Source organism: Psychrobacillus sp. FSL H8-0487, assembly GCF_038008385.1.
Classification (GTDB): domain Bacteria; phylum Bacillota; class Bacilli; order Bacillales_A; family Planococcaceae; genus Psychrobacillus; species Psychrobacillus psychrotolerans.
The window spans coordinates 2,140,882-2,166,036 of the sequence record NZ_JBBOZA010000001.1 but is presented as its reverse complement, the minus strand read 5'-3'; the positions used below and the strand labels follow the sequence as shown (position 1 = coordinate 2,166,036).

General features: G+C 36.7%; 24 protein-coding genes. 23 read left to right on the top strand and 1 reads right to left on the bottom strand.

Features of this window, described 5'->3' with window-relative positions:
• Positions 1-82: 82 nt before the first annotated feature.
• From MHI47_RS11040 to MHI47_RS10955, 18 genes are all read left to right on the top strand, one after another.
• Complete coding sequence (locus MHI47_RS11040) at positions 83-526, top strand: hypothetical protein (protein ID WP_340769539.1); 444 nt, start codon at positions 83-85, stop codon at positions 524-526.
• Positions 519-1,049 (top strand): SpoIIIAH-like family protein, encoded by a 531-nt coding sequence (locus MHI47_RS11035; protein WP_093538425.1) that lies wholly within the window; start codon positions 519-521, stop codon positions 1,047-1,049. The genes MHI47_RS11040 and MHI47_RS11035 overlap by 8 nt, the downstream gene beginning before the upstream one ends.
• A 287-nt stretch (positions 1,050-1,336) precedes the next feature.
• Positions 1,337-1,837, top strand: coding sequence for an acetyl-CoA carboxylase biotin carboxyl carrier protein (gene accB / locus MHI47_RS11030; protein ID WP_340762551.1), 501 nt, complete (start codon positions 1,337-1,339; stop codon positions 1,835-1,837).
• A gap of 13 nt (positions 1,838-1,850) precedes the next feature.
• Complete coding sequence (gene accC, locus MHI47_RS11025; RefSeq protein WP_340762550.1) at positions 1,851-3,203, top strand: acetyl-CoA carboxylase biotin carboxylase subunit; 1,353 nt, start codon at positions 1,851-1,853, stop codon at positions 3,201-3,203.
• Between the two features lie 15 nt (positions 3,204-3,218).
• On the top strand, positions 3,219-3,611 hold the full coding sequence (locus MHI47_RS11020; protein WP_093538428.1) for an Asp23/Gls24 family envelope stress response protein: 393 nt from the start codon (positions 3,219-3,221) through the stop codon (positions 3,609-3,611).
• Between the two features lie 115 nt (positions 3,612-3,726).
• Positions 3,727-4,104, top strand: a complete 378-nt coding sequence (nusB, locus tag MHI47_RS11015; protein WP_093538429.1) for a transcription antitermination factor NusB — start codon at positions 3,727-3,729, stop codon at positions 4,102-4,104.
• Positions 4,105-4,131: 27 nt separating this feature from the next.
• Complete coding sequence (folD, locus tag MHI47_RS11010) at positions 4,132-4,989, top strand: bifunctional methylenetetrahydrofolate dehydrogenase/methenyltetrahydrofolate cyclohydrolase FolD (RefSeq protein ID WP_340762549.1); 858 nt, start codon at positions 4,132-4,134, stop codon at positions 4,987-4,989.
• Positions 4,990-5,568: 579 nt separating this feature from the next.
• Positions 5,569-6,927, top strand: a complete 1,359-nt coding sequence (gene xseA, locus MHI47_RS11005; protein ID WP_340830840.1) for an exodeoxyribonuclease VII large subunit — start codon at positions 5,569-5,571, stop codon at positions 6,925-6,927.
• A gap of 5 nt (positions 6,928-6,932) precedes the next feature.
• On the top strand, positions 6,933-7,154 hold the full coding sequence (gene xseB, locus MHI47_RS11000; RefSeq protein ID WP_340762547.1) for an exodeoxyribonuclease VII small subunit: 222 nt from the start codon (positions 6,933-6,935) through the stop codon (positions 7,152-7,154).
• Entirely contained in the window at positions 7,147-8,031 is an 885-nt protein-coding gene (locus tag MHI47_RS10995) for a polyprenyl synthetase family protein (RefSeq protein WP_340830838.1), read from the top strand. The genes xseB and MHI47_RS10995 overlap by 8 nt, the downstream gene beginning before the upstream one ends.
• A gap of 88 nt (positions 8,032-8,119) precedes the next feature.
• On the top strand, positions 8,120-10,015 hold the full coding sequence (dxs, locus tag MHI47_RS10990) for a 1-deoxy-D-xylulose-5-phosphate synthase (RefSeq protein WP_093538479.1): 1,896 nt from the start codon (positions 8,120-8,122) through the stop codon (positions 10,013-10,015).
• A complete protein-coding gene (locus tag MHI47_RS10985) occupies positions 10,012-10,830 on the top strand; it encodes a TlyA family RNA methyltransferase (protein ID WP_340762545.1) in 819 nt (272 codons plus the stop codon). The genes dxs and MHI47_RS10985 overlap by 4 nt, the downstream gene beginning before the upstream one ends.
• Positions 10,831-10,933: 103 nt before the next feature.
• Complete coding sequence (gene ahrC / locus MHI47_RS10980) at positions 10,934-11,383, top strand: transcriptional regulator AhrC/ArgR (protein WP_093538435.1); 450 nt, start codon at positions 10,934-10,936, stop codon at positions 11,381-11,383.
• Positions 11,384-11,399: 16 nt separating this feature from the next.
• Positions 11,400-13,103 carry a DNA repair protein RecN gene (gene recN, locus MHI47_RS10975; RefSeq protein WP_340830837.1) on the top strand — a complete coding sequence of 568 codons (1,704 nt, stop codon included), beginning with the start codon at positions 11,400-11,402 and terminating at the stop codon, positions 13,101-13,103.
• Between the two features lie 94 nt (positions 13,104-13,197).
• Complete coding sequence (locus MHI47_RS10970) at positions 13,198-14,154, top strand: SpoIVB peptidase S55 domain-containing protein (RefSeq protein WP_340830835.1); 957 nt, start codon at positions 13,198-13,200, stop codon at positions 14,152-14,154.
• A gap of 221 nt (positions 14,155-14,375) precedes the next feature.
• Positions 14,376-15,167 (top strand): sporulation transcription factor Spo0A, encoded by a 792-nt coding sequence (spo0A, locus tag MHI47_RS10965; protein WP_093538438.1) that lies wholly within the window; start codon positions 14,376-14,378, stop codon positions 15,165-15,167.
• Positions 15,168-15,504: 337 nt separating this feature from the next.
• Positions 15,505-17,076 carry a DUF342 domain-containing protein gene (locus MHI47_RS10960; protein ID WP_340830834.1) on the top strand — a complete coding sequence of 524 codons (1,572 nt, stop codon included), beginning with the start codon at positions 15,505-15,507 and terminating at the stop codon, positions 17,074-17,076.
• Positions 17,069-17,788, top strand: a complete 720-nt coding sequence (locus MHI47_RS10955) for a glycerophosphodiester phosphodiesterase (RefSeq protein ID WP_340830832.1) — start codon at positions 17,069-17,071, stop codon at positions 17,786-17,788. The genes MHI47_RS10960 and MHI47_RS10955 overlap by 8 nt, the downstream gene beginning before the upstream one ends.
• A 10-nt stretch (positions 17,789-17,798) precedes the next feature.
• On the opposite strand, the gene MHI47_RS10950 is transcribed toward MHI47_RS10955, so the two are convergent.
• Positions 17,799-18,041: a DUF2627 domain-containing protein gene (locus MHI47_RS10950; RefSeq protein ID WP_093538441.1), complete on the bottom strand. Its 243-nt coding sequence runs from the start codon at positions 18,039-18,041 to the stop codon at positions 17,799-17,801.
• Between the two features lie 128 nt (positions 18,042-18,169).
• On the opposite strand from MHI47_RS10950, the gene MHI47_RS10945 reads away from it, so the two are divergent.
• The 5 genes from MHI47_RS10945 (at position 18,170) to MHI47_RS10925 (ending at position 25,090) form a co-directional block, all read left to right on the top strand.
• Positions 18,170-20,191 carry a sigma 54-interacting transcriptional regulator gene (locus tag MHI47_RS10945; RefSeq protein WP_340762540.1) on the top strand — a complete coding sequence of 674 codons (2,022 nt, stop codon included), beginning with the start codon at positions 18,170-18,172 and terminating at the stop codon, positions 20,189-20,191.
• Positions 20,192-20,264: 73 nt separating this feature from the next.
• Positions 20,265-21,359, top strand: coding sequence for a branched-chain amino acid dehydrogenase (bcd, locus tag MHI47_RS10940; protein WP_093538443.1), 1,095 nt, complete (start codon positions 20,265-20,267; stop codon positions 21,357-21,359).
• Positions 21,360-21,453: 94 nt separating this feature from the next.
• Positions 21,454-22,884 carry a dihydrolipoyl dehydrogenase gene (gene lpdA, locus MHI47_RS10935; protein ID WP_093538444.1) on the top strand — a complete coding sequence of 477 codons (1,431 nt, stop codon included), beginning with the start codon at positions 21,454-21,456 and terminating at the stop codon, positions 22,882-22,884.
• 215 nt (positions 22,885-23,099) lie between these two features.
• Positions 23,100-24,107 carry a thiamine pyrophosphate-dependent dehydrogenase E1 component subunit alpha gene (locus MHI47_RS10930; RefSeq protein WP_093538445.1) on the top strand — a complete coding sequence of 336 codons (1,008 nt, stop codon included), beginning with the start codon at positions 23,100-23,102 and terminating at the stop codon, positions 24,105-24,107.
• On the top strand, positions 24,107-25,090 hold the full coding sequence (locus tag MHI47_RS10925) for an alpha-ketoacid dehydrogenase subunit beta (RefSeq protein WP_093060707.1): 984 nt from the start codon (positions 24,107-24,109) through the stop codon (positions 25,088-25,090). Before MHI47_RS10930 ends, MHI47_RS10925 begins: the two co-directional genes overlap by 1 nt.
• Positions 25,091-25,155: the final 65 nt, after the last annotated feature.

Genomic DNA, 25,155 nt, shown 5'->3' with positions numbered 1-25,155 from the left:
AATTATCTATTGGATTCTGAGCTTTCTCTTCATATAAACAGGTTGTCTTGCATAAAGTATTGTATCCAGCATGAAAAGAAGGGTGAATCAAATTTCATTAAAACAAAAACCCACTTTTCGTTTTGTTGTTATTTGTATAGCTGTCCTTTTCATAAGTCTTCTTTTTTCTGATTTACTCACTCGTGATGAGGGGAAAGTTGTTAAACCCGAAGAAACTGTCAACCAAACTACAGAAAACCTAACTTCGATTTTAGAGAAGATAAACGGAGTGGGCAAAGTTGCAGTGTATTTCCATTACGAAGAGAGCTCTGAAAAGAATGCGGAAAGTGATTTATCATTTTTCCAGTGGACAAGTGAGACTAAAAAGGACAAGGAGAATTTGATTGGAATACTAGTAGTTGCGGAAGGGGCGAACGACAAACGTATACAAAATAGTTTGATAAAAACACTATCATCTGTATTGCAAATATCTCCACATCGAATTGTGATAGAAGAAATGGAATTGGAGGATAAAAAATATGAATAAAAAGAGATCTGTATGGTTTTTAACATTATTTAGTCTAGTTGCAGTAGTAACAGTTTTTTATGTATCGGATCAACCATCACCATTCGATGGAATTGCTTTATTTTCCGATGACACGATAGATGAGGTAGGACTAGTAGAAACGTCATCAACAAATGAGGAATCATTCGTTTCACAGAGCAATGCATTTGAAGAAATGAGAATGGAAGTTACAGAAAAACGTAGTCAATTACGCGATCAGCTAACTACAAAAGTAGGTTCCAATGAATTCACAGCAGAACAAAAAGACGAGGCATATAACAAAATTGAAGAGCTAGTTAAAATAGATTCTACAGAAGCGATGCTTGAGTTAATCATCAAATCATTAGGTTACGATGATGCATTAGTACGAATCGAAGAGAGTGATGTTTTAATAGACGTTGTTTCTAACGAACAATCAACTAAAAAAGCATCTGAGATTATTTATGCAGTGAAACGTGAGTGGCCAAAAGCATATAATGTTGAAGTAAACTTTGATGGCGAGTAAGCTAAATAGTAATTTTGAAGAGTGCCTGAATAGGCGCTTTTTTTTGATATAAACCAAAAGGAAGAAAAAATAGTATAAATATGCTTTTGAAGTTATTGTTATTGATAAAATAAGCAAAGACTAAAATGTTTTTGAAACCCTCTAACAAAGGACTTTCAATATATTGATAAGGCATCATTTATTTATTATTTCAGAATAATTAGCTCTATCTATTTCAAATTTGCGTAAAAAAGTCTAAAATAGAATATGGAGCTATAAATAATGTAGATTAAAGGGGATTAAACAAAATGAAGATACAAGAAATTAGAGAAATTATTAAACTAGTAGATCAGTCTTCTTTAGATGAATTTTTATACGAATCAGAAGGCACTAAGATTAAATTGAAAAAGAATGAAAAAGGTTTTGTAAATTCTACGAGTGAAACGTTTGAGAGCTCATCTATAATAGAACAACCAAAACAAGTAGAAGTAAAAGCACCAGTAGCTCAAGAAGCACCAAAGCAACAAGTTGTAGAAGAAGCTACTACTGAAAGTGTTGTGGATAGTTCATTACATACGATTATTTCACCAATGGTAGGAACATTCTACCAATCTTCATCTCCTGATACTGCTGCATACGTAGAGGTTGGTACGAAAGTATCTGCTGATTCGATTGTTTGTATCGTGGAAGCAATGAAGCTGTTTAATGAAATTGAAGCTGAAATTGACGGGCAAGTAGTAGAAATTCTTGTGAAAGATGGACAATTAGTTGAATATGGTCAACCTCTGTTCCTCGTTAAAGGAAACTAAGAAGGGAGCTAGGATGATGAAAAAAGTACTAATTGCCAATCGCGGAGAAATAGCTGTCCGTATAATACGTGCATGTAAAGAATTAGATATTGAAACAGTCGCTGTATATTCAGAAGCGGATCGGGAAGCGCTTCATGTTCAGATTGCTGATGAGGCTTACTGTATAGGACCAAGACTCTCGAAGGATTCTTATTTGAATTTCTCTAATATTATTACTGTAGCAAAACTTACCGGTTGTGATGGAATTCATCCTGGTTATGGGTTCCTAGCAGAAAATGCGGAGTTTGCTGAGCTTTGTGAAGAATGTGATATTAAATTTATCGGACCAACTTCCTCTGCCATTAAAAGCATGGGGATTAAGGACGTTGCAAAAGAAACAATGCAAAAAGCAGGAGTTCCAACAGTACCTGGATCTAAAGGTATTGTAGAAACGGATGAAGATGCATTGAAAGTTGCAAATGAAATAGGCTTTCCTGTAATTATCAAAGCAACAGCTGGAGGCGGCGGTAAAGGTATCCGTGTTGCAAAAGATGAGGAAGATCTTCTAAATGGCATTAAAATAACTCAAAAAGAAGCAGCAGCGGCATTTGGTAATCCTGGTGTTTACTTAGAGAAATACATTGAAATATTCCGTCATGTAGAAATACAAGTGTTAGCAGATGGCCATGGAAATGCAGTTCACTTAGGTGAGCGAGATTGTACCGTGCAGCGTCGTATGCAAAAGCTAGTGGAAGAAGCCCCTTCTCCTGCGTTGTCAGAAGCGCTTCGTGCAGAGATGGGTGAAGCAGCTGTAAAAGCCGCACTTGCTGTTGGATATGAAAGTGCAGGCACTGTAGAGTTTATCTTTGATCATATAGCTCAAAAATTCTACTTTATGGAGATGAACACACGTATTCAAGTGGAGCATCCTGTTACAGAAATGATTACAGGCGTGGATCTGATCAAACAAATGCTCTTAGTGGCATCTGGCGAAAAGTTGCCATTCGAACAAAAAGATATTAAACTTAATGGATGGGCAATTGAATGTCGTATCAATGCAGAAAACCCTTCTAAAAACTTTATGCCTTCACCAGGATTAGTTGAGTTTTACTTGCCTCCAGGTGGATTAGGAGTTCGGGTAGATTCAGCTGTATACCCAGGTTATACGATTCCCCCATTTTATGATTCAATGGTTGCAAAGCTTATTGTTCATGCAGCAACGAGAGAAGAAGCAATTGCTAAAATGAAACGTGCTCTAAGTGAATTTGCGATTGAGGGAGTCGAAACTACTATTGGATTCCATTCGAAGCTCATGAATCATGAAGTATTTAAGTCAGGAGATTTTGATACGAAATTCTTAGAAAAATATGATGTAATGAATTCATAATAAGGAGTGAATGATATGACAGAAACTACTGAACAAAAGTTTGTTCAAATGACTCCTGAAGGAAAAGAAGATCTAGGGACAATTGAAATAGCTCCCGAAGTAATTACTGTAATTGCTGGTATTGCTACAACCGAAGTAGAAGGAATTGCTGGTACACGAGGCAACTTTGCGGCAGGTGTAGTGGAACGTCTAGGGAAAAAAGTACATGGTAAAGGGATCAAAACGGAGATAAACAATGATGGCCTGTTTATAGACGTATATTGCCTAGTAAAATATGGCTCTTCCGTTCCTAAAGTTGCTAGAGAAGTACAATCTCAAATTCGTCAAGCAATTGAAAATATGACGAGTTTAACTCCTAAAGAAGTGAATGTACATATTACAGGTGTACAATTCGATACAGTAGAATAAAAGAGAAAGAGCTATTAGTTAGATAGCTCTTTCTTTTTTTGCCTTTCTAATGCGCATACTACAAAAAAATATGCTATGATTGTCTAGATAGTTACATTTAAAGGAGAACTAAATTATGAAACGAAGACAAGCTCGAGAATTAGCATTACAAGCACTATTTCAATTAGATAATCATGAAATTTCCATAGAAGAAGCTATTGGGCATGTGACGGAAGAGACAGATCCTTTCCTAACTCAAGTAGTAACTGGAGTCGTGAATTACAAAGAGGAAATAGATGCAACATTAACAGATAAATTAGAAAACTGGTCGCTTTCCAGACTTCCGAAGATTGAACGTACAGTGCTAAGAATAGCAGTATTTGAATTACTTTATAACAAAGAAACTCCAGCTAAAGTTGTCATTAATGAAGCACTAGAAATTTCTAAAATATTTGGTGACGAAAAGTCAAGTCGTTTTGTAAATGGTGTTTTATCTAAATATACTGAGCAATAATCTACATTGCCTTAAGGAGCTTATGAAGTGTCTACTACAAAGATTGATGGAAAACAAATTGCAGGTTTAGTTACAGAAAAAGTGAAAGAACGTGTGGAGAACCTAAAATCTAAAGGTGTCGTTCCAGGATTAGCAGTAGTTTTAGTAGGTAATAATCCGGCCTCACAAACATATGTAAACAACAAAGCAAAAACGTGTGAACGTTTAGGTATGTATTCCGTACAAATAGAGTTGGACGAAAATATTTCTGAAGTGGAGCTTCTTAAAAATGTAGAGGCACTAAACGTTGATGACAAAATTCATGGTATTTTAGTTCAATTGCCTTTGCCTCCTCAAATTAATGAGGACAGAGTAATCGCAGCTATCTCACCACAAAAAGATGTAGATGGTTTCCATCCGGAAAATGTGGGAAAAATGATGATTGGTCAACAATCGTTCCTTCCATGTACACCTTTTGGCGTAATGAAATTACTTGAATATAGTGATGTAGAAATTGCAGGTAAACATGCTGTTATTATTGGTCGCAGTAACATTGTTGGTAAACCAATGGGACAATTATTGCTACAAAAGGATGCTACCGTTACATACTGTCATTCTAGAACAAAGGATTTACATTCTTTTACGAAACAAGCGGATATTTTAGTTGTAGCAACTGGTAGAACTAAAATGATAGATGCAAGTTATATAAAAGAAGGTGCTGTAGTCATTGACGTAGGCATTAACCGCGACGAGAACAACAAGCTTTGTGGTGATGTGGATTTCGAATCTGCTCAAAAAGTAGCTTCTAAAATTACTCCAGTTCCTGGTGGGGTAGGTCCGATGACAATCGCAATGCTAATGGAAAATACTTGTTTAGCGGCTGAAAATACATTAACTAATAAATAATTGTGGAGCTGTTTTTCTATGAAAGACAGCTTTTAAATTGAATGACAAATACAGTGAGCTGCTAATCTGTTAATGCTACTGATTTCCGTTACATGTGGACGCTTTCCGCGGGGTGAGCGATGAGCTATCACCGTCGCTACGCGTCGTTGTGATAGCTCATCTGTCTCACTCATCCCGCTGGAGTCGCCACATTTCACTTCAATCAATTAAAGGAGTAGTACCTATCAATAAGATTTTGCAAAGCCTATTCTAAGAAGAATTAGATTAAGATTTAGGTCTAGATAAATCGATCTTGTAATCACTGTTGAATTTGAGAATGCTCTATTTTTATCTGTTATTTTATAAATGATTCAGTAAGTGAGTAAGTTTCGTAATTACTTATTTTAATATAAAATACGAGTTTTTATGTGATATTTTATTTAATTATCCTTTTATACAAAGTGGATTTCGTTGATTGAAGCCGTGCCCACGGAAAGCGTCGCCTGAAGCGATAATCAACATTGTTCGGATTTCACTGTTTCATATGTCTTATGAGATTGACTCAAGTAAATTTATTTTTATACTAATGGAGTTGTTTTTGTGACTACAGAACCGAGTAAATACTTAACTGTAAAAGCCTTAACCAAATACATAAAGCGAAAATTCGATGCGGACACGCATTTACGAGATGTATACGTAAAAGGAGAACTATCTAATGTGAAAGTTCATTCTAGCGGACATATCTATTTTACGCTTAAAGACGATGCTGCCCGAATTACTTCAGTTATGTTTGCCATGAATGCCAAAACATTAAAGTTTGTTCCTGAAAGTGGCATGAATGTACTCGTAAGAGGAGATATAAATGTATTCGAGGTAGCTGGACAATACCAGTTATATGCTGCTACTATACAGCCGGACGGTATAGGGGAGCTTTTTTTAGCATTTGAACAATTAAAAAAGAAATTGCAACAAGAAGGACTCTTCCATCCAAGTCGCAAAAAAGCCATACCAACATTTCCGAAAAAAATTGGTGTGGTCACTTCTAAAACCGGAGCAGCTATTCGAGATATCCTCACTACATTGGAACGCCGTTATCCTATTTCTGAAGTAATCGTATTTCCTAGTATCGTTCAAGGACCTCAAGCTGCACCTTCTATTGTGAAGTCTATTGAAAAAGCCACTCGAACAGGCGATATAGACGTTTTAATCGTAGGACGAGGGGGAGGTTCTATTGAGGATCTCTGGGCTTTTAACGAGGAAGTTGTAGCTAGAGCTATTGCTAACAGCAAGATTCCAATCATCAGCGCAATTGGTCATGAAACAGATACAACTATTGCTGATTTCGTTTCTGATTTAAGAGCTCCAACCCCAACAGCTGCAGCTGAAATGGCAGTACCTAGCAAAGAAAATCTAATGCAAAATATTTTATCATTCCAATCGGCTAGCTTACACTTCATTACGAAACGTATAACAGATGAAAAAAATAGATATAACCGGGCTATGGAATCACCTGTACTGGCAACCCCAGAGAAATTATATCGTCCTTTTATAGAAAGGTTCGTTCGTACGGAACAGCAGCTACAAAGAGAAACTAGTTTTCTCTTTAAAGACAAACAACGTGATTTTTTACAAGTTCAAAATAGATTTTCTCAATTATCTCCACAAAAAGTAATCGATCAACATCATAAATCTGTACAATCTGTAACGAATCAATTGAACCAAGCTTCACTATCCACATTTGAAAAACATCGTCAGCAATTTGTTAGTTCTATTCGAACATTAGAAGCGTTAAATCCATTAAAGATTATGGATCGTGGATACAGTATTATATACAAAGAAGGTCAACTAGTTAAATCCGTGGAAAATGTAAAAAAAGATGATTCTATATTTGTTACATTACAAGATGGTCAATTAGAAGCAATCGTTAGGCGAGTTGAAGTGAAAGAAAGTGAGGATTAATATTTATGACTAAAAAGGATATTCTATTCGACGAAGCAATGCTGCAATTAGAAAATATCGTTCGTCAGTTAGAACAAGGCGACGTACCTTTAGAAAGTGCTATAGAGTTGTATCAAAAAGGTATGGAGCTTTCTAAAGTTTGTAGTGACAAATTACAAAAGGCAGAGAAACAATTAGTGACATTTATGGATGAAAACAAAGAAGATGCTGGTGGAGTCCATGAGTAATTTATTAACTTCATTTATTGAAACCAATCAGCCACTTATTGATAAAACATTACATGATCTTATAAAAGATTTAAAGGCACCTCAGCCTTTAAAAGATGCTATGCTCTATTCACTTCAAGCAGGTGGAAAAAGAGTGCGACCACTTTATACGCTTGCAGTTTTAAAAGAATTGGATGTTCAAAATGAGGATGCCATTATTGTGGCAAGTACGATTGAAATGATTCACACATATTCGTTAATCCATGATGATTTACCTGCGATGGACAATGATGATTTACGTCGCGGAAAGCCAACCAATCACATTGTATTTGGAGAAGCACTGGCTATATTAGCCGGAGATGCTCTTATTACACTTGTTTTCGGTATAATTGCGAGACTTCCAAATATATCACCAGAACTAAAAATAGCTTTAATAGATAAGTTTAGCTTCGCTGCTGGTGCTGAAGGCATGGTTGGAGGCCAAGTATTAGATATGCTTGGGGAAGGTCAAACTTTAACTTTAGAACAACTGGAAGAGATTCACTTGAACAAAACAGGTGCATTATTGTCTTACAGTATTTTGGCTGGAGCTATTATTGCCAATGTGTCCGAGGAAGTAATGAGTGCATTAAAAGAATACGCTTTTCATATTGGGCTGGCGTTCCAAATTCAAGATGATATTCTTGACGTAGAAGGTACATCAGAGCAATTGGGTAAAACTGCGGGGAAAGACTTAATAAGCGAAAAAAATACATATCCTTCAATTTTGACAATGGAAGGTGCCAAAAAAGAGCTTCAAAATCGGTATAATCTAGCTTTTCAAGCATTAGAAAGTATACAAATGCAAAATGGTTTACTAGTAGAATTCGCCAATTATATTACGAAAAGAACCAAATAGTAGCTAATAATTTTGTTTTTTAGCCGTTTATTGCTATGATATTAACTAGTTGTAAAGAAGGAAATCTAATAGAAGGTGTGTGATGGCAATGGATTTAACTTCAATTTCTAGCCCATCCTTTTTAAAAAGTTTAGATAATGAACAATTAAAGGAACTTAGTGAAGATATTCGATCGTTTTTAATAGGAAATTTATCCGTAACTGGTGGGCATATTGGGCCAAACTTAGGTGTTGTAGAACTGACTATAGCTTTGCATAAAGCATTTAATAGCCCAGAAGACAAATTTCTTTGGGATGTAGGACATCAAGCATATGTCCATAAAATTTTAACCGGCCGAGCGGATCAATTCGATACGTTACGTCAGTTTAAAGGATTATGTGGATTTCCAAAGCGTATTGAAAGTGAACATGATGTTTGGGAAGCAGGACATAGCTCAACGTCCCTTTCAGCTGCAATGGGTATGGCAAAAGCGAGAGATTTACAAAACAAGAAAAACTATGTAGTGCCAATTATAGGTGATGGTGCACTAACAGGTGGTATGGCGCTAGAAGCATTAAATCATATCGGGCATGAGCAAACGGATATTACCGTTATATTAAATGATAACGAAATGTCTATTGCTCCAAATGTAGGTGCTCTACACAATGTATTAGGAAGACTGCGTACTCATGGAACTTATAACAAAGCAAAAGATGAACTAGAATCATTGCTGAAAAAAATTCCAGCGGTAGGCGGAAAGCTTGCAGGAACTGCAGAACGAGTAAAAGATAGTCTGAAGTATTTACTAGTTTCTGGTGTGTTTTTTGAGGAACTTGGATTTACGTACCTTGGACCAATCGATGGCCACGACTTTGAAGCATTAGAAGAAAACTTACAATATGCGAAGAAGATGAAAGGACCGGTACTTTTACACGTTATTACGAAAAAAGGTAAAGGCTTTAAACCAGCGGAGCTGGATAAAATCGGCACATGGCATGGAACAGGACCTTATAAAATGGAGACTGGGGATTTGATCAAATCCGCATCAAAAGGTCCTTCATGGAGTGCACTTGTTGCAGAAACAGCAAGGAAGCTTGCAAGAACAGATAAACGTATTGTAGCGATTACTCCAGCAATGCCAGTCGGATCTAAATTAGAAGGATTTGCATCTGAATTTCCAACTCGTATGTTCGATGTAGGTATTGCAGAGCAGCATGCAACTACAATGGCTGCTGGTATGGCTGCAGATGGTATGAAGCCAATGCTTGTTATTTATTCAACATTCCTTCAACGTGCTTATGATCAGATGCTACATGATATTTGTCGTCAAAACTTAAATGTTGTAGTCGCAATTGACCGAGCTGGTTTGGTTGGAGCAGATGGAGAAACTCATCAAGGGGTATTTGATATTTCTTTCTTACGTCATATGCCTAATATGGTTATTATGATGCCTAAAGATGAAAATGAAGGACAGCATATGGTTAAAACTGCCTTCGAATATTCTGATGGACCAATAGCACTTCGTTACCCAAGAGGAAATGGTCTTGGTGTACCAATGGATGAAGAATTGAAAACAATACCAATTGGTACTTGGGAAGTACTAAAAGAAGGTACACAGGCAGCTATCCTAACATTTGGAACAACAATTCCTATGGCTATGAAAGCAGCAGAGGTACTTGCCGAACATAATATTTCCGTTGAAGTGATCAATGCTCGTTTTATAAAACCACTAGATACAAAAATGCTACTAGACCTTCAAGCGCGTAATATTCCAATTATTACAGTGGAAGAGAGTGCGCTTCAAGGTGGTTTCGGTAGTGCGGTGCTAGAAGTTTATAATGAGAACAACCTACAAGTAAATGTACATCGTATAGGAATTCCTGATATCTTTATCGAACATGGCGAAGTAAATCAATTACTGGAAGAAATTCATGTGACTACGGATGAAATTGTCAAAGTAGTGACTAAAAAAGTGAATGAACCATCTAGGTATATTCCGTCATGACTAAAATTCCGAAAGAGCGCGTGGACGTACTATTAGTAGAGCAAGGATTATTTGATACGAGAGAAAAGGCTAAACGTGCGATTATGGCAGGGCTTATTTATAAAAACGAAGAGCGTATAGACAAACCTGGAGAAAAGGTGGAAAACACCTCTGTTTTAACTATAAAGGGTCAGGTATTAAAGTATGTTAGCCGCGGTGGATTAAAGCTAGAAAAAGCGTTAGAACAATTTGACTTGAATATTGAAAACAAAATCATGCTTGATATCGGTTCTTCCACAGGTGGATTTACAGATTGTGGCTTACAAAATGGAGTCAAGCATGCTTATGCTTTAGATGTAGGAAGCAACCAGTTAGCTTGGAAAATTAGACAAGATGATCGTGTAACTGTTATGGAAAAAACGAATTTTAGATATTCAACACCTGCAGATTTTTTAGAGGGCTTACCATCCTTTGCATCGATTGATGTATCATTTATTTCGTTAAAGCTTATTTTTCCAACTTTAAAAACAATTTTAGTACCTAATGGTGATGTTATTGCCCTTGTAAAACCTCAGTTTGAGGCAGGCAAAGATCGAGTGGGGAAAAAAGGTGTAATTCGAGACAAAGCAGTGCATATCGATGTTTTGAATGATATAGCTAATTTTGCAGAAAGTCAGCACTTTCAGCTAAAAAGTGCTTCTTTCTCTCCTATTACGGGTGGAGAAGGAAATATCGAATTTTTATTTCATCTTACGAACATTGTCGATGAGGAGTTCTCTCCGCATCAGATCGATTTCGATAAACTAGTAGGCGAAGCACATCAACTCCTTAAATAATCTTGCGGCTCTTGTAAAAGAGTCGCTTTTTTCTTGTTACTTTTCTAAACCAATGCTATTGTATAAATTAAATAGTATAAATATACAATGAGGTGAACCCCATATGAACAAGGGACAACGACATATTCGCATAAGAGATATTATTGCAAAACACGAAATCGAAACACAGGATGATTTAGTAGACTCTCTAAAAAATGCGGGATATAATGTCACGCAAGCTACTGTTTCGAGAGATATTAAAGAACTTCATTTAGTAAAAGTACCGTTGCCAAACGGTAATTATAAGTATAGTTTACCTGCAGACCAACGCTTTAATCCTATTCAAAAATTGAGAAGAGCCCTGTCTGATGCATTTGTTAGTATCGATGGTGCAAGTCATTTTTTAGTGATGAAAACGTTACCTGGTAATGCTCATGCAATAGGCTCCTTAATAGATTACTTAGACTGGCCAGAAATTCTGGGAACTATTTGTGGAGATGACACTTGTTTAATCCTATGTAGAGAAGAACAAGACAGTCTAGTTATTAAAGAGCGCTTACTCGAAATGCTCTAAAATGAGGTGAAAACTATTGTTGAAAGAACTAACGATAAAAAACTTTGCCATTATTGATGAATTGACAGTTAGTTTTGAAGAAGGGCTTACTGTTCTTACAGGAGAAACTGGAGCAGGGAAGTCTATAATTATTGATGCGGTACATTTGTTATGCGGTGGTAGAGGCTCACATGAATTTATCAGACATGGCGCTAAAAAAGCAGAATTAGAGGGTTTGTTTTTAATAGCTAATCCCAGCCATGGAGTGATTAAAAAACTAGAGGATATTGGGATAGATTTTGAAGACGAGTCTATTATTTTACGAAGAGATATCAATCTTTCAGGAAAAAGCGTTTGTCGAATAAACGGGAAACTTGTAACTATCGGTATTTTAAGAGAAATTGGTGCTTCTTTAATAGATATCCACGGCCAACATGAGAGCCAAGAATTGATGGATGATAAGGCACATATTCATCTATTGGATCAATTTGCAGGAGAAAGCTTAAAAGAAGTAAAAGATTCTTATCAAGAACTTTATAAGCAATATAAAAAATGGAAAAAAGAGCTAGACAAACTATCAGAGAATGAACAACAGATTGCACACAAAATCGATCTGTATACATTTCAGGTTGAGGAAATTGTTGACTCAAACTTAGTTATTGGTGAAGAGGAACAGTTACAGGAACAGAAAAAGAAATTACAAAATTTTCATAAAGTATTTGATAAGATGAGTAGCGCCTATGATGCCATACTAGATGAATCTAAAGGGTTGGATTATATAGGAACTGCTATGGCAGATCTTCAAGATATCGCAGATATGGATAAGAATATGCAAGAGCTAAGTGAAAATGTATCGTCAGCATTTTACATTTTACAGGATGCAGCTTATCAACTGAAAAATGAGTTGGATGAGATGGAATTTGATAATAACCAGCTACAAATTGTAGATGAACGTTTAGCTACTATCCAAACGTTAAAACGAAAATATGGTCCCTCTATTGAAGAGATACTTACATACAAAGATCAGATTCAATATAGTTTAGACCAATTAGTGAATCGTGATGAGCAAATTCAAAAAATGGCTGAAAAAATACATCAAATTGAAATTGACTTGGAACTAGAAGCAACGGATTTAACAGATAAACGTAAAAGCGCAGCAAAACGATTAAGCGTTGCTATTATGGAGCAGTTACAAGAATTGTATATGGAAAAGGCCACTTTTTCGGTTATGTTTCATGAGACTGTGAAGGCAGTTTACAATGAAAATGGATTAGACGATTTATCATTTTACATTTCAACTAACGTAGGGGAACCTTTGAAAGCATTAACTAAAATTGCTTCAGGCGGAGAACTTTCTCGAATGATGTTGGCACTCAAAAGTATCTTTTCCAAACATCAAGGTATCACATCCATCATTTTTGATGAGGTTGATACGGGAGTAAGTGGACGAGTTGCTCAATCGATTGCAGAAAAAATTGCAGGAATTGCTTCGAATTCTCAAGTACTTTGTATATCTCATTTACCACAGGTTGCTGCAATGGCAGATCAGCATTTAATGATTAAAAAAGAAGTAAGTGGAAATCGCACGTTTACTGTTTTAGAAGAAGTGCAAAACGATAAACGAGCGGAAGAACTTAGTCGCATGATGTCTGGGGCAGAAATCACAAACACAACATTACAGCATTCGAAAGAACTATTAACTTTAGCAAAAGATCGAAAAAAAATTATTAGAAACGTCTAAAGACCTTATTTAACTAAGGTCTTTTTTTTATCAATTATTTACCTCTCATAGCGGACATTTTCTAGGACATAGTATCAATATAGGGAGGTGAAATATGCAGAAAAACTATCGAAAATGGTCGCTAATGCCACTACTCTTCTTTACTTTATTCTTCGCAAACAATTCAGCTTTTGCAGAACAGACTTCAGTAGTACCACTCGGACAGTCCATTCAAATTGATTTACATTATGGTACCGTTTTTGTAAATAATGATGTTTTAATTTCAGATGATGAATGGCTGCGCACGGGTGACGCGATTCATCTGATCAACAACAAGCCAGTGACAAATCTAATTGACGTAAAAAGTCATTTAAAAGATAGTACACAAATTATTATCCAGTATGAGCATAAAAAAGAAAAGTATACGAAAAGCATTACTCCAAATCAAATGGTGAAATTACTTCCATTTTTGAGAGATGCAACAGAAGGCATTGGTACTTTAACTTATTTTGATCCAAATACAAAAGAATTTGGTGCCTTAGGTCATCAAATAGTGGACCAACAGTCTGGAATTACTCCGAATTTCTCGGAAGGTTCAATATATTTATCATCAATAGAGCAGATAAAGAAAAGTACTCCAGGAAATCCTGGCTATAAAATAACCTCCCACACTTCAAATACGCTACCGATAGGTGGAGTAAATGAAAATAATGTATACGGTGTTTTCGGAAAATTGGACAATAGTGCATTAGAAAATATATCTATGCAAGAGGTAGAAATTGTAGATCCAGAAGAAATAGTGACAGGTAAAGCAGTTATGCGTACCTCCATCGATGGTAAAAAAGTTCAGGATTTCGCAATAGAAATTTCTTCTGTAGAAGGTCATATATTTCAGTTTACTGTAACGGACAAAAAGCTCATAGAAAAGACAGGTGGAATCTTACAAGGTATGAGTGGGAGTCCGATTATGCAAAAAGATAAACTAATTGGTGTTATTACTCATATGTATGTGGATAGACCAGAAAATGGTGCTGCGTTAGCGATTACGGAAATGATGAAAAAGAGTCCATGAATAAATAAAGGGGTAGACCGAAATTTAGGTCTACCCTTTTTTCACATTTAGGTATAATATGGATATAAAGATAATTCGACATAAATGTTATAATATTCAAAACTTTGTCGCAACGTAACGAAACTGTATTATAAAAGCCTTATTTTTAACAACAATAAAGGATTTGGGCGTATTAAAGAGAATAATACCTGAGTGAAAAATTACAAAAGGTGGATGAGAAAATGGAAAAGATAAAAATTGCAATTGTGGATGACAACAAAGACTTAATTCGTACGATGGAATCTTATTTCGATCAACATCCGGAAATTGAAATTATTGGGACAGCTGTGAATGGGAAACTTTGTTTAGAGCTTTTGGAGTCTACTCAACCAGATGTGTTATTACTCGACATTATTATGCCTCATTTAGACGGAATCGCCGTTTTAGATAATCTACAAAGAGACAATAAACTTAAAGATATCCATGTAATTATGCTTACAGCTTTTGGGCAAGAGGATGTTATGAAACAAGCAGTTGACCTGGGTGCATCTTATTTTATGCTTAAGCCATTTGAGTTCGAACGCTTAGTAACACAGATTAAACAAGTAGCAGGCAAAAAAGGCTTTGTTCAAGAATCACCTGTTAAAAATAGCCCTGAAAAAGAAGCTCTACAAAATAAGCGAATGATTGACAATATCATTACCAATGTTATTAAAGAAATTGGCGTACCTGCGCATATTAAAGGATATTCCTATCTGCGTGAGGCTATACAAATGGTCTACAGTGATATCGAATTATTAGGTTCCATCACGAAAGTCTTATATCCAGAAATAGCTAAAAAGTTTCAAACGACACCATCCCGTGTAGAACGAGCAATTAGACATGCAATCGAGGTTGCGTGGAACCGTGGAAACTATGAAACTATTTCTAAATTATTTGGATACACCGTCCACCACCTAAAATCCAAACCTACTAATTCCGAGTTCATCGCGATGATTGCAGATAAGATTCGTATGGAGAATATGGCTAGTTAAATTTTACTGTTTTGGATGCTTAATTTTTAACTTCAAAAATACTCCTTCTAAAGCCAACGGATTCTTTATTCGCTGGCTTTTTAATATTTTAAATTTTGAAGTCCAAACCTACTGTGGGTACAAGTACTTTTTACGTTGAAGAAATATCTACTGTTAAAGACTTTATACCCTTTATACGAGAAATTAGTGTGACTATTTATCTGTATCAGTTTATAGTTCCAATTTTTTTAGCAAAAGCTGTTAGGTATTAATAGCGATATATTTAGTTTAATCAAAATATTTATTCCACCTCTTTCGATACTGAGTATAATAATATTGAGAGGAAGTGTTGCGAGTTATGATAATTATAGAAAATGATGAAATAATACTTTCTACAGATAATGGACGAGTATTTATGACTATAAAAAAGGAACGCTATAATTTAAAAAAGGTGGATGAATTAACTAGAAATCATCCAAGACTTAAAATATTAGATTTTATGGCTGTAAAAAAAGCAGTAGAAAGCGGTTCTCATGAGCCAATAGAGTTGGGTGCTTGGATAGATAGTATGGAATTAGAAATAAGCAGTGATAAAATGCAAGCGTTTCTCACTATATATGAATCTCCAAAATTTATACAAGATAATCTAGAAAATCTTCAAATAAATATACATAAGCTTCTACAAGACAATCGCATTATATTCGGACAACGGTCTTTAGATTTAATGTCGATTAAAACAGGTAAATCCTACATAATTGCAGAGGGACTTCCACCTGAAAAAGGTGCCAATGCCAAAATTACTTATTTACAACAAGCGGAAAAAACACCAGTGATCAATGATGACGGGAAAGCAGATTACTTTGATATGAACTTCCTCGTAGAGATTAGTGAAGGATCTTGGCTTGGCGAAAAAATCCCTGCTCAGCAAGGTGTGCCAGGTAAGAATATTTTCGGAGAAATAGTTCCTCCTATAATGGGTGATGATTCGCTGTTGAAATATGATACTAAATCAGCTTATGAAGTAGAAGAAGAAGGGAAGACAGTCCTTCGTTCTAAAACAAAAGGTGTAATAGGAGAACTTAACGGAGTGCTTACGGTACAAAAGCATCTAGTTATAGATGGCGATGTTGGATTGGAAACAGGAAATTTAAAATTTGATGGATCTATCCAAGTTAGAGGAACGGTAATGGCTGGTTATTCCATAATAGCTTCAGGGGATATCTCCATTGATTCCAATGAAGGTGTACATGCAGCTGAACTGATAAAATCGACTGAGGGAGATGTGTTCATTAAAGGTGGGATTTTCGGTAAAGGGATTACAACGATCGAAGCCCATCAAAATATTTTTGTTAAGCATGCAAATGAATGTACATTAGAGGCAAAAGATACTATACAAATTGGATCTTATTCTCTAGGAGCTACAATTTTTTGTGATAAACTTGTTGTAGATGAACGTAAAGGGAAAATTATTGGTGGTAAAGCGATTGCTATCAATTCAATTAGTACTGCATATTCTGGTAACAACTCAGAAAGAAAAACAGAGTTGATTGTACAGGGAATTGACCGTAAAATTTTAACGGAAAATGCTAAAACTAAAGCACAAGAAATGATGAAGCTACAGGAAGAGACAACAAAGCTCAACTTTAGTTTAAGTCAATTGAACCAATTTAAAAGCTCTATGTCTGTTCAACAAGTAGCCTTATACGAGCAAACTAAGCAAAAATACAATGAAACCAAGCGTAAAGTAAAAGAGTTAGATGAAGAGATACAGCGGATCTTGAAGATGTTAAGACAAACATCGGATTATTTCATCGATATTAAAAGAGAAGCAAATCCTGGAACTGTTATTCAAATTGGAAACAAGTCTTCCTATTTAACGAAGCAAACTAAAGGGAAATTCAAATTGGAAAATGGGGAGTTAAATGTCTAATATACCTGTGTATGCTCACCGTGGAGCTGCAGTCAAAACAGTAGAAAATTCTATGAAAGCTTTTAAAAGAGCTGTGAAACTAGAGGTAGATGGGATTGAACTAGATTTACAGCTTTCAGCAGATGGCGTACCCTTTGTCACTCATGATATTGACTTTTTTCGACTTGCCGGCAACAAGCGAAGAATTACGGATATGTTAGCAGAAGAAATTTTGCAACTAAAGCTTGGTCGAGTGTTTTACCGTAAATTTCTCTATTCCCGAGTTGTGACATTTGATGAATTCATTCGTTTTGTGACACCCTTAGGAATTAAGTTAAATGTTGAATTGAAAGAATCCTTTCTAGGGAAAAATGAAAAGATTAGAGAAGTTGTAGAAATGGCATCACCTATTGCAGATGTTCACTTTTCTTCTTTTGAATTTAGTGTACTACAAACCATACATGCGATGAAAAGTGATGTCCAAACAGCTTTTATAGGTAAAAAAAATTCTGATTGGGATTATGTGTTGTCCATTAAAGAAATAGATGCTATTCACTTCAATAAAAAATTTTATGATACTGATTTGATGAGAAGAGTGTGGGATGCTGGTTATCCGATGCGCTTTTATAACATTAAGGGGAATGAGAAGTATATTCAACATCCCCATGAGTCTGTCATTGGATGGATTACTGATTATCCTGAAAAAGTGTTGCAACAACAAAAAAGACGCTGACTATTATAGTCTACGTCTTTTTCTTTTGAAATCGTGGAGCTACTTTCCCATTTTTACGATCACGGTTCAATAGGAAGCCTGCAAAGAAGCCTAATCCAAGAACTGTAAATATTAATCCGCTTATAAATTGAATGGCCAAGCCACCAATAGGGAGGATTTGCAATCCGAAAAACGTATCTCTCATTAATTTAATCCCAAATGCTGCTAAAATTCCAGGAATTAATAACACGATTAAAGCCGCTAAACGAGCCATTTTTTTCACTCCTGTTCCTACTAATTTAATTTTACTATCAACAATATGATTGTCAACGAAAGAAACTTGCGTTATGATAAATGAGAAGTGCAATAAGTTGCAGATGATTAATGGGGGTGTGCATATTCTTGCAAAACATAATAATAGTAGGCGCTGGTAATGGAGGATATGCACTTTTGAAATTAATACAACAAGCTGAGTACCTTCAAGTAAAAGCTATTGTAGACATTGATGAAAATGCTCCCGGGTTAAAACTTGCAAAAGAGAATAATATTCCTACATATACAGATTGGAAACCTCTCCTAAATGGAGATATTCAGATCATCATTGATGTCACTGGAAACAAAGAGGTATTTCATGAGCTTCTTGCAAATAGACCTGCCACTGCGGTATTAATACCAGGCGAAATCGCCAACTTAATTGTTTCACTTTTAGAAGAAAAAAATAAATATATAAACATTATTGATCAAAAAAAGATGATGCAAGAGTTAATCTTCAATTCAATTGAAGAAGGTATGATTGGTATTGATGATCAAGGTATCGTGAATTTATTCAACAAAAGTGCTGAAAAAATGACGCATATATCAGTCGGTAATGCCATTGGAAAACATGTGCATGAGGTAATCTCATTAAGTGAATTACCAAGAGTGTTCGATTCAGGTAGGGTTGAGCTAAACAAAGAACTTATTCTTGAAAGCGGTACCAAAATTGTTACCTCGCGTTATCCGATGATAGATGAAGCGGGAAAACAGGTTGGTGCAATTGCAGTTTTTAAGGATATTTCGGAAGTAGTTCGACTAGCTGAAGAGATTACTAACTTAACAGAAATTCAAAAAATGCTAGAAGCGATTATTTATTCAAGTGACGACGCTATTTCTGTTGTGGATGAGGAAGGTAAAGGGATTCTTATTAACCCAGCCTATACTAGAATAACTGGCTTTAGTGAAGCTGAAGTAATTGGTCAACCCGCAACGGCAGATATTTCTGAAGGGGAAAGTATCCACTTGAAAGTGCTACAAACTCGTAAACCTATCCGTGGTGTAAATCTACGAGTAGGAAAACAGAAAAAAGATGTAATCGTCAATGTCGCACCTATTATTGTTAACCAACAACTAAAAGGTAGTGTAGGTGTTATTCACGATATGACGGAAATGCGTGGCTTAATGAAAGAACTAGACCATGCACGGACACTCATCAGAACGTTAGGCGCAACTTATAGTTTTGAAGATATCGTCGGTACATCCAACGAGATAAACTTTACAATTGAGCAGGCTAAGCTAGCGGCAAATGTTCCGATAACCGTTCTCTTAAGGGGAGAGGTCGGGTCCGGGAAAGATTTATTTGCCCTTTCGATACACAGTGAAAGTGAACGTGCAAATCATCCGTTCCTTCGTGTTAATTGCAGCTCTTTGGAAGAGTATTTGTTAGAAACTGAGCTATTTGGTTCGGAAAAAGATGGATATATACAACATGGTTTTTTTGAACAAGCAACAAATGGAACCATTTTCTTGGATGAAGTTGGGGAACTTACGAAAAAGACACAAGCCAAACTGCTCCGTGTTCTTAGAGAAAATGCAATCATTCGAGTGGACGGGGCGACATCGATACCAGTGGATGTGCGAATTATAGCATCTAGTAGTTTGAATCTCGAAAAAGCCATGCTAGAAGGTACTTTTAGAGAAGATTTCTATTATCAATTGAATCGAATGCCCATTCATATTCCTTCCTTGCGCAATCGTAAGCAGGATATTCCGGCAATCGCGGAACATTTACTTGTCCGTTTAAATCAAGAATTTGGTCGCAATATAGAAGGCTTTTCAGAAGAAGCAATGGAAAGTTTACTATTATATGATTGGCCGGGGAATGTACGAGAGCTAGAAAATGTTATAAGTCGTTCGATGATCTTTTTACAGCCGAACGATCGAATAGTGGAAGAGTATCACTTACCAAAATCAATGCTAGTCTTACCGAATGAGGACAAGGGAGAGACTTCACTAGGTACGCTAGCGGAGCAAATGGATGAAATGGAAAAGAAAGTATTGGCACAAACATTAAAAGTTTGTGGAGGAAACAAGTCACAAACTGCCAAACAACTTAATATTTCACTCCGCACATTATATTACAAGTTAGAAAAATATCATTTAGCATAAATGGGATCACTTCAAACAATAGGGGTATTGAATATATAAGTTAGACCCATTTAACTACTAGGAGGAACTACACATGGAAATCTTTAAATATATGGAAACTTACGATTACGAACAATTGGTATTTTGCCAAGACAAAACTTCAGGGTTAAAAGCAATTATTGCCATTCACGATACTACTTTAGGGCCGGCACTTGGTGGGACACGTATGTGGAACTATGCTACGGAAGAAGAAGCTATTGAGGATGCATTGCGTCTTGCAAAAGGGATGACTTATAAAAATGCAGCTGCTGGTTTAAATCTTGGTGGCGGTAAAACCGTAATAATCGGAGATCCATTAAAAGACAAAAATGAAGAAATGTTCCGTGCTTTCGGTCGCTTCATCCAAGGGTTAAATGGTCGTTATATTACAGCAGAAGATGTTGGAACAACTGTAGCAGATATGGACTTAATCCATGAAGAAACGAATTATGTAACAGGTATTTCAGAAGCATTCGGTTCATCGGGTAACCCTTCACCAGTAACAGCTTACGGAGTTTATGTAGGGATGAAGGCTGCGGCTAAAGAAGCATTTGGTTCAGATTCTTTAGAAGGTAAAACGATTGCAGTACAAGGTGTAGGAAACGTTGCATATACTCTTTGCGAATACCTACACAAAGAAGGCGCGAAACTAATCGTTGCAGATATTAACCAAACTTCAGTTGACCGTGCAGTAAATGCGTTCGGTGCAGTTCAAGTAGATGTAAACGATATTTACTCAGTAGAAGCAGATATCTTTGCTCCATGTGCTTTAGGTGCAATTATTAATGACAATACAATCCCACAACTAAAAGCAAAAGTAATTGCTGGTTCAGCAAACAACCAGTTACGTGATACTACACACGGAGATCTAATCCATGAAATGGGCATTGTTTATGCACCAGATTATGTTATTAACTCAGGTGGCGTTATTAATGTAGCAGATGAATTAAATGGATACAACGCAGATCGTGCGATGAAACGTGTTGCTACTATATACGATAAAATTGAGCGTATTTTTGAAATTTCCAAACGCGATGGTGTTCCATCATATGTCGCTGCTGACCGTTTAGCAGAAGAAAGAATTGCACGTGTAAGTAAATCACGTAGCCAATTCCTTCAAAATGGCAAACATATCTTAAACGGACGTTAAGAAAACAACTAATTTCATCTAATGAACTAAAGTAGGCCGTCTTTCTTTTAAAGTAAGCGGCCTTCTTAGATGAAAATTTAAGGAGATGGGTCAGTTGGCAAAAGATTATGATGTAGTAATTATCGGTGGCGGTACGGGCGGATATGTTGCTGCTATACGTTCAGCTCAACTTGGATTAACAACAGCAATCATTGAAAAAGGAAATTTAGGTGGTACTTGCTTACATAAAGGGTGTATTCCGAGTAAAGCATTACTTCGTAGTGCCGAAGTGTATGCAACTACTAAAAATCATGCAGCAGATTTTGGTGTAAATACGGGAGAGGTCACACTCGACTTTAGTAGAGTACAGGCGCGTAAGGAGTCTATCGTCAACCAATTACATCAAGGCGTACAAGGCTTGATGAAAAAAGGAAAAATAGATGTCTACGAAGGTACTGGAAGAATGTTAGGGCCATCAATCTTCTCCCCTTCACCAGGTGGAACTATATCGGTAGAGATGAACAGTGGCGACGAAAATGAAATGCTTATACCTAAAAATGTAGTTATTGCTACTGGCTCTAGACCACGAACTTTACCGGGATTAACGATTGACGGAGAATTTGTGATGAGTTCTGATGAAGCACTTGCTATGACAGAGTTACCGAAATCTATACTAATAGTAGGTGGCGGCGTAATTGGAATTGAATGGGCATCGATGCTTAATGATTTTGGGGTAGAGGTCACAGTCGTTGAATATGCAGATCGTATCATACCGACAGAGGATAAAGATGTCTCGAAAGAAATGCAAAAGCTGCTTGCTAAAAAAGGGATAACATTTGTAACGTCCGCAAAAGTACTTCCAGAAACATTAGAAACAAAAGAAAAAGAAGTGCAAATTTCTGCTGAAATAAACGGTGAAACAAAAACCTTTGTAGCACAAAAAATGTTAGTTTCTGTTGGCAGACAAGCTAATGTAGAAGGTATTGGCATTGAAAATACAGATATCGTTGTAGAAAAAGGATTTATCCAAGTATCAGAAACATTCCAAACAAAAGAATCTCATATATATGCAATTGGGGATGTAATTGGTGGACTTCAACTGGCACATGTAGCTAGTCATGAAGGAATTACGGCGATGGAACATATTGCTGGTAAAGAGATCACTCCAATTGACTATGCATTAGTTTCACGTTGTATCTATTCAAATCCGGAAGCTTCCAGCGTAGGTATTACGGAACAACAAGCTAAGGAACAAGGATTTGATGTGAAGGTTGGTAAATTCTCATTTAAAGCGATTGGAAAAGCACTAGTATACGGCGAATCAGATGGATTTGTTAAAATCGTTGCAGACAAAGCGACAAATGACATTCTAGGCGTTCATATGATCGGTCCACACGTTACTGACCTTATTTCAGAAGCTGGCTTAGCAATGGTTCTTGACGCAACACCATGGGAAATTGCCCACACCATTCACCCACACCCAACTCTAAGTGAGGTAATGGGAGAAGCAGCACTAGCAGTAGACGGAAAAGCCATTCATAACTAGAAAAGCGCTGGAAGACTCGAAGCAAAAGGCGTCTTTTGCCTTTTCTACAAGTCTGAAGCGATCGAGCTACTGCTTCTAGTGCTAGCCAACTAGAAAAGTGTGTAAGTCCTATGCTAGCCTAGCTATCCTAAGGTGCTTAAGATGTCCAATATTAGATTATGCAAGGATTAAAGTAAATACAAAACTGCTTTTCTATTAATAAAGGGGGAGAACTAATGACAAATCGTCATGCTGAATTAGGTTTAACAAATGAAGATGTGTTAACAATGTTTGAAACGATGCTAATGGCACGCCGTATTGATGAGCGTATGTGGTTATTAAACCGTGCTGGAAAAATTCCTTTTGTAATTTCTTGTCAAGGTCAAGAGGCAGCGCAAGTAGGAGCTGCTTTTGCGCTAGATAACACAAAGGATTATATTGCACCTTACTACCGTGATATGGGAGTTGTTTTACACTTTGGAATGACTGCCCAAGATCTAATGCTTTCCGCTTTTGCAAAAGCGGAAGATCCAAATTCGGGTGGTCGTCAAATGCCAGGACATTTTGGTCAAAAGAAAAATAGAATTCTAACTGGTTCTTCACCTGTTACTACTCAATTACCACATGCTGTGGGAGTCGCATTAGCTGCGAAAATTGAGAAAAAAGACTTCATTACATTTGTAACACTAGGAGAAGGTTCTTCTAACCAAGGGGATTTCCATGAAGGTCTAAATTTTGCAGGAGTTCATCAATTACCATGTATTACAATGGTTGAAAACAATAACTATGCTATTTCTGTACCATTTGAGCGTCAAGTTGCGAGTAAAACGGTTGCAGAGCGAGCATCTAGTTATGGAATGCCTGGTGTGACGGTCGACGGCAAAGATCCAATCGAAGTTTACCGAGTGGTGAAGGAAGCTGCAGATCGTGCGCGTAATGGCGGTGGTCCGAGCTTAATAGAAGCAGTAACTTATCGCTTAACAGCTCACTCTTCAGATGACGATGACAGACAATATCGTACTGCAGAAGACATTGCAGAAGGTAAAGCGTTGGATCCACTTATTACATTCGCAAAATATTTGCGTGATTTAGATATATTACCAACAGAATTAGAAAAAGAGATTAATGATCGCATTATGAAAGAAGTAAATGAAGCAACGGATTACGCAGAAAGTGCTCCATATGCTTCACCAGAAAGTGCGCTATTACATGTGTACGCTGAAAAAGACGGGGGGAACGCATAATGGCAATCATGTCTTATATTGATGCAATCACACTTGCAATGAAAGAAGAGATGACTCGTGATGAACGCGTTTTCGTTCTAGGGGAAGACGTTGGTCGTAAGGGTGGAGTATTCAAAGCGACAAACGGTCTCTATGATGAGTTTGGAGAATACCGAGTATTAGATACGCCTCTTGCAGAATCTGCGATAGCTGGAGTTGGTATAGGAGCGGCAATGTACGGACTACGTCCAATTGCAGAAATGCAGTTCGCTGACTTTATCATGCCTGCTGTTAACCAAATTATTTCCGAAGCGTCACGTATTCGTTACCGTTCTAACAATGACTGGACTTGTCCAATCGTTTTCCGTGCACCATTTGGTGGGGGAATTCACGGAGCACTTTATCATTCTCAATCGGTAGAAGCAATTTTTGCTAACCAACCAGGCTTGAAAATTGTTATTCCATCTACTCCATACGATGCTAAAGGTTTGTTAAAAGCAGCTATTCGCGATGAAGATCCTGTCATGTTCTTTGAGCATAAACGTGCGTATCGCCTTATCAAAGGGGAAGTTCCTGAAGAAGATTACACTATTGAAATTGGGAAAGCAGATGTGAAGCGTGAAGGGGAAGATATTACGGTTATAACGTATGGACTTGCTGTTCATTTTGCATTACAAGCTGCCGAACGTTTAGAAAAAGACGGTATTTCTGCACATGTTTTAGATCTACGTACTATTTATCCTTTAGACAAAGAAGGAATTATAGAAGCCGCTTCTAAAACAGGGAAAGTTTTGCTAGTAACAGAAGATAACAAAGAAGGTAGTATTATCGGGGAAGTTGCGGCTATAATTGCAGAAAACTGCTTATTCGACCTAGATGCACCGATTATGCGACTTGCTGGTCCTGATATTCCAGCTATGCCTTATGCACCAACAATGGAAAAATTCTTCATGATCAATCCAGATAAAGTCGAAAAAGCGATGCGTGAGCTAGCGGAATACTAACTTCATTAAGCAAGAAAAGACTTTGCCGAATGAAGTTACTGCCTCCGGCGGATGTCACAGATTTT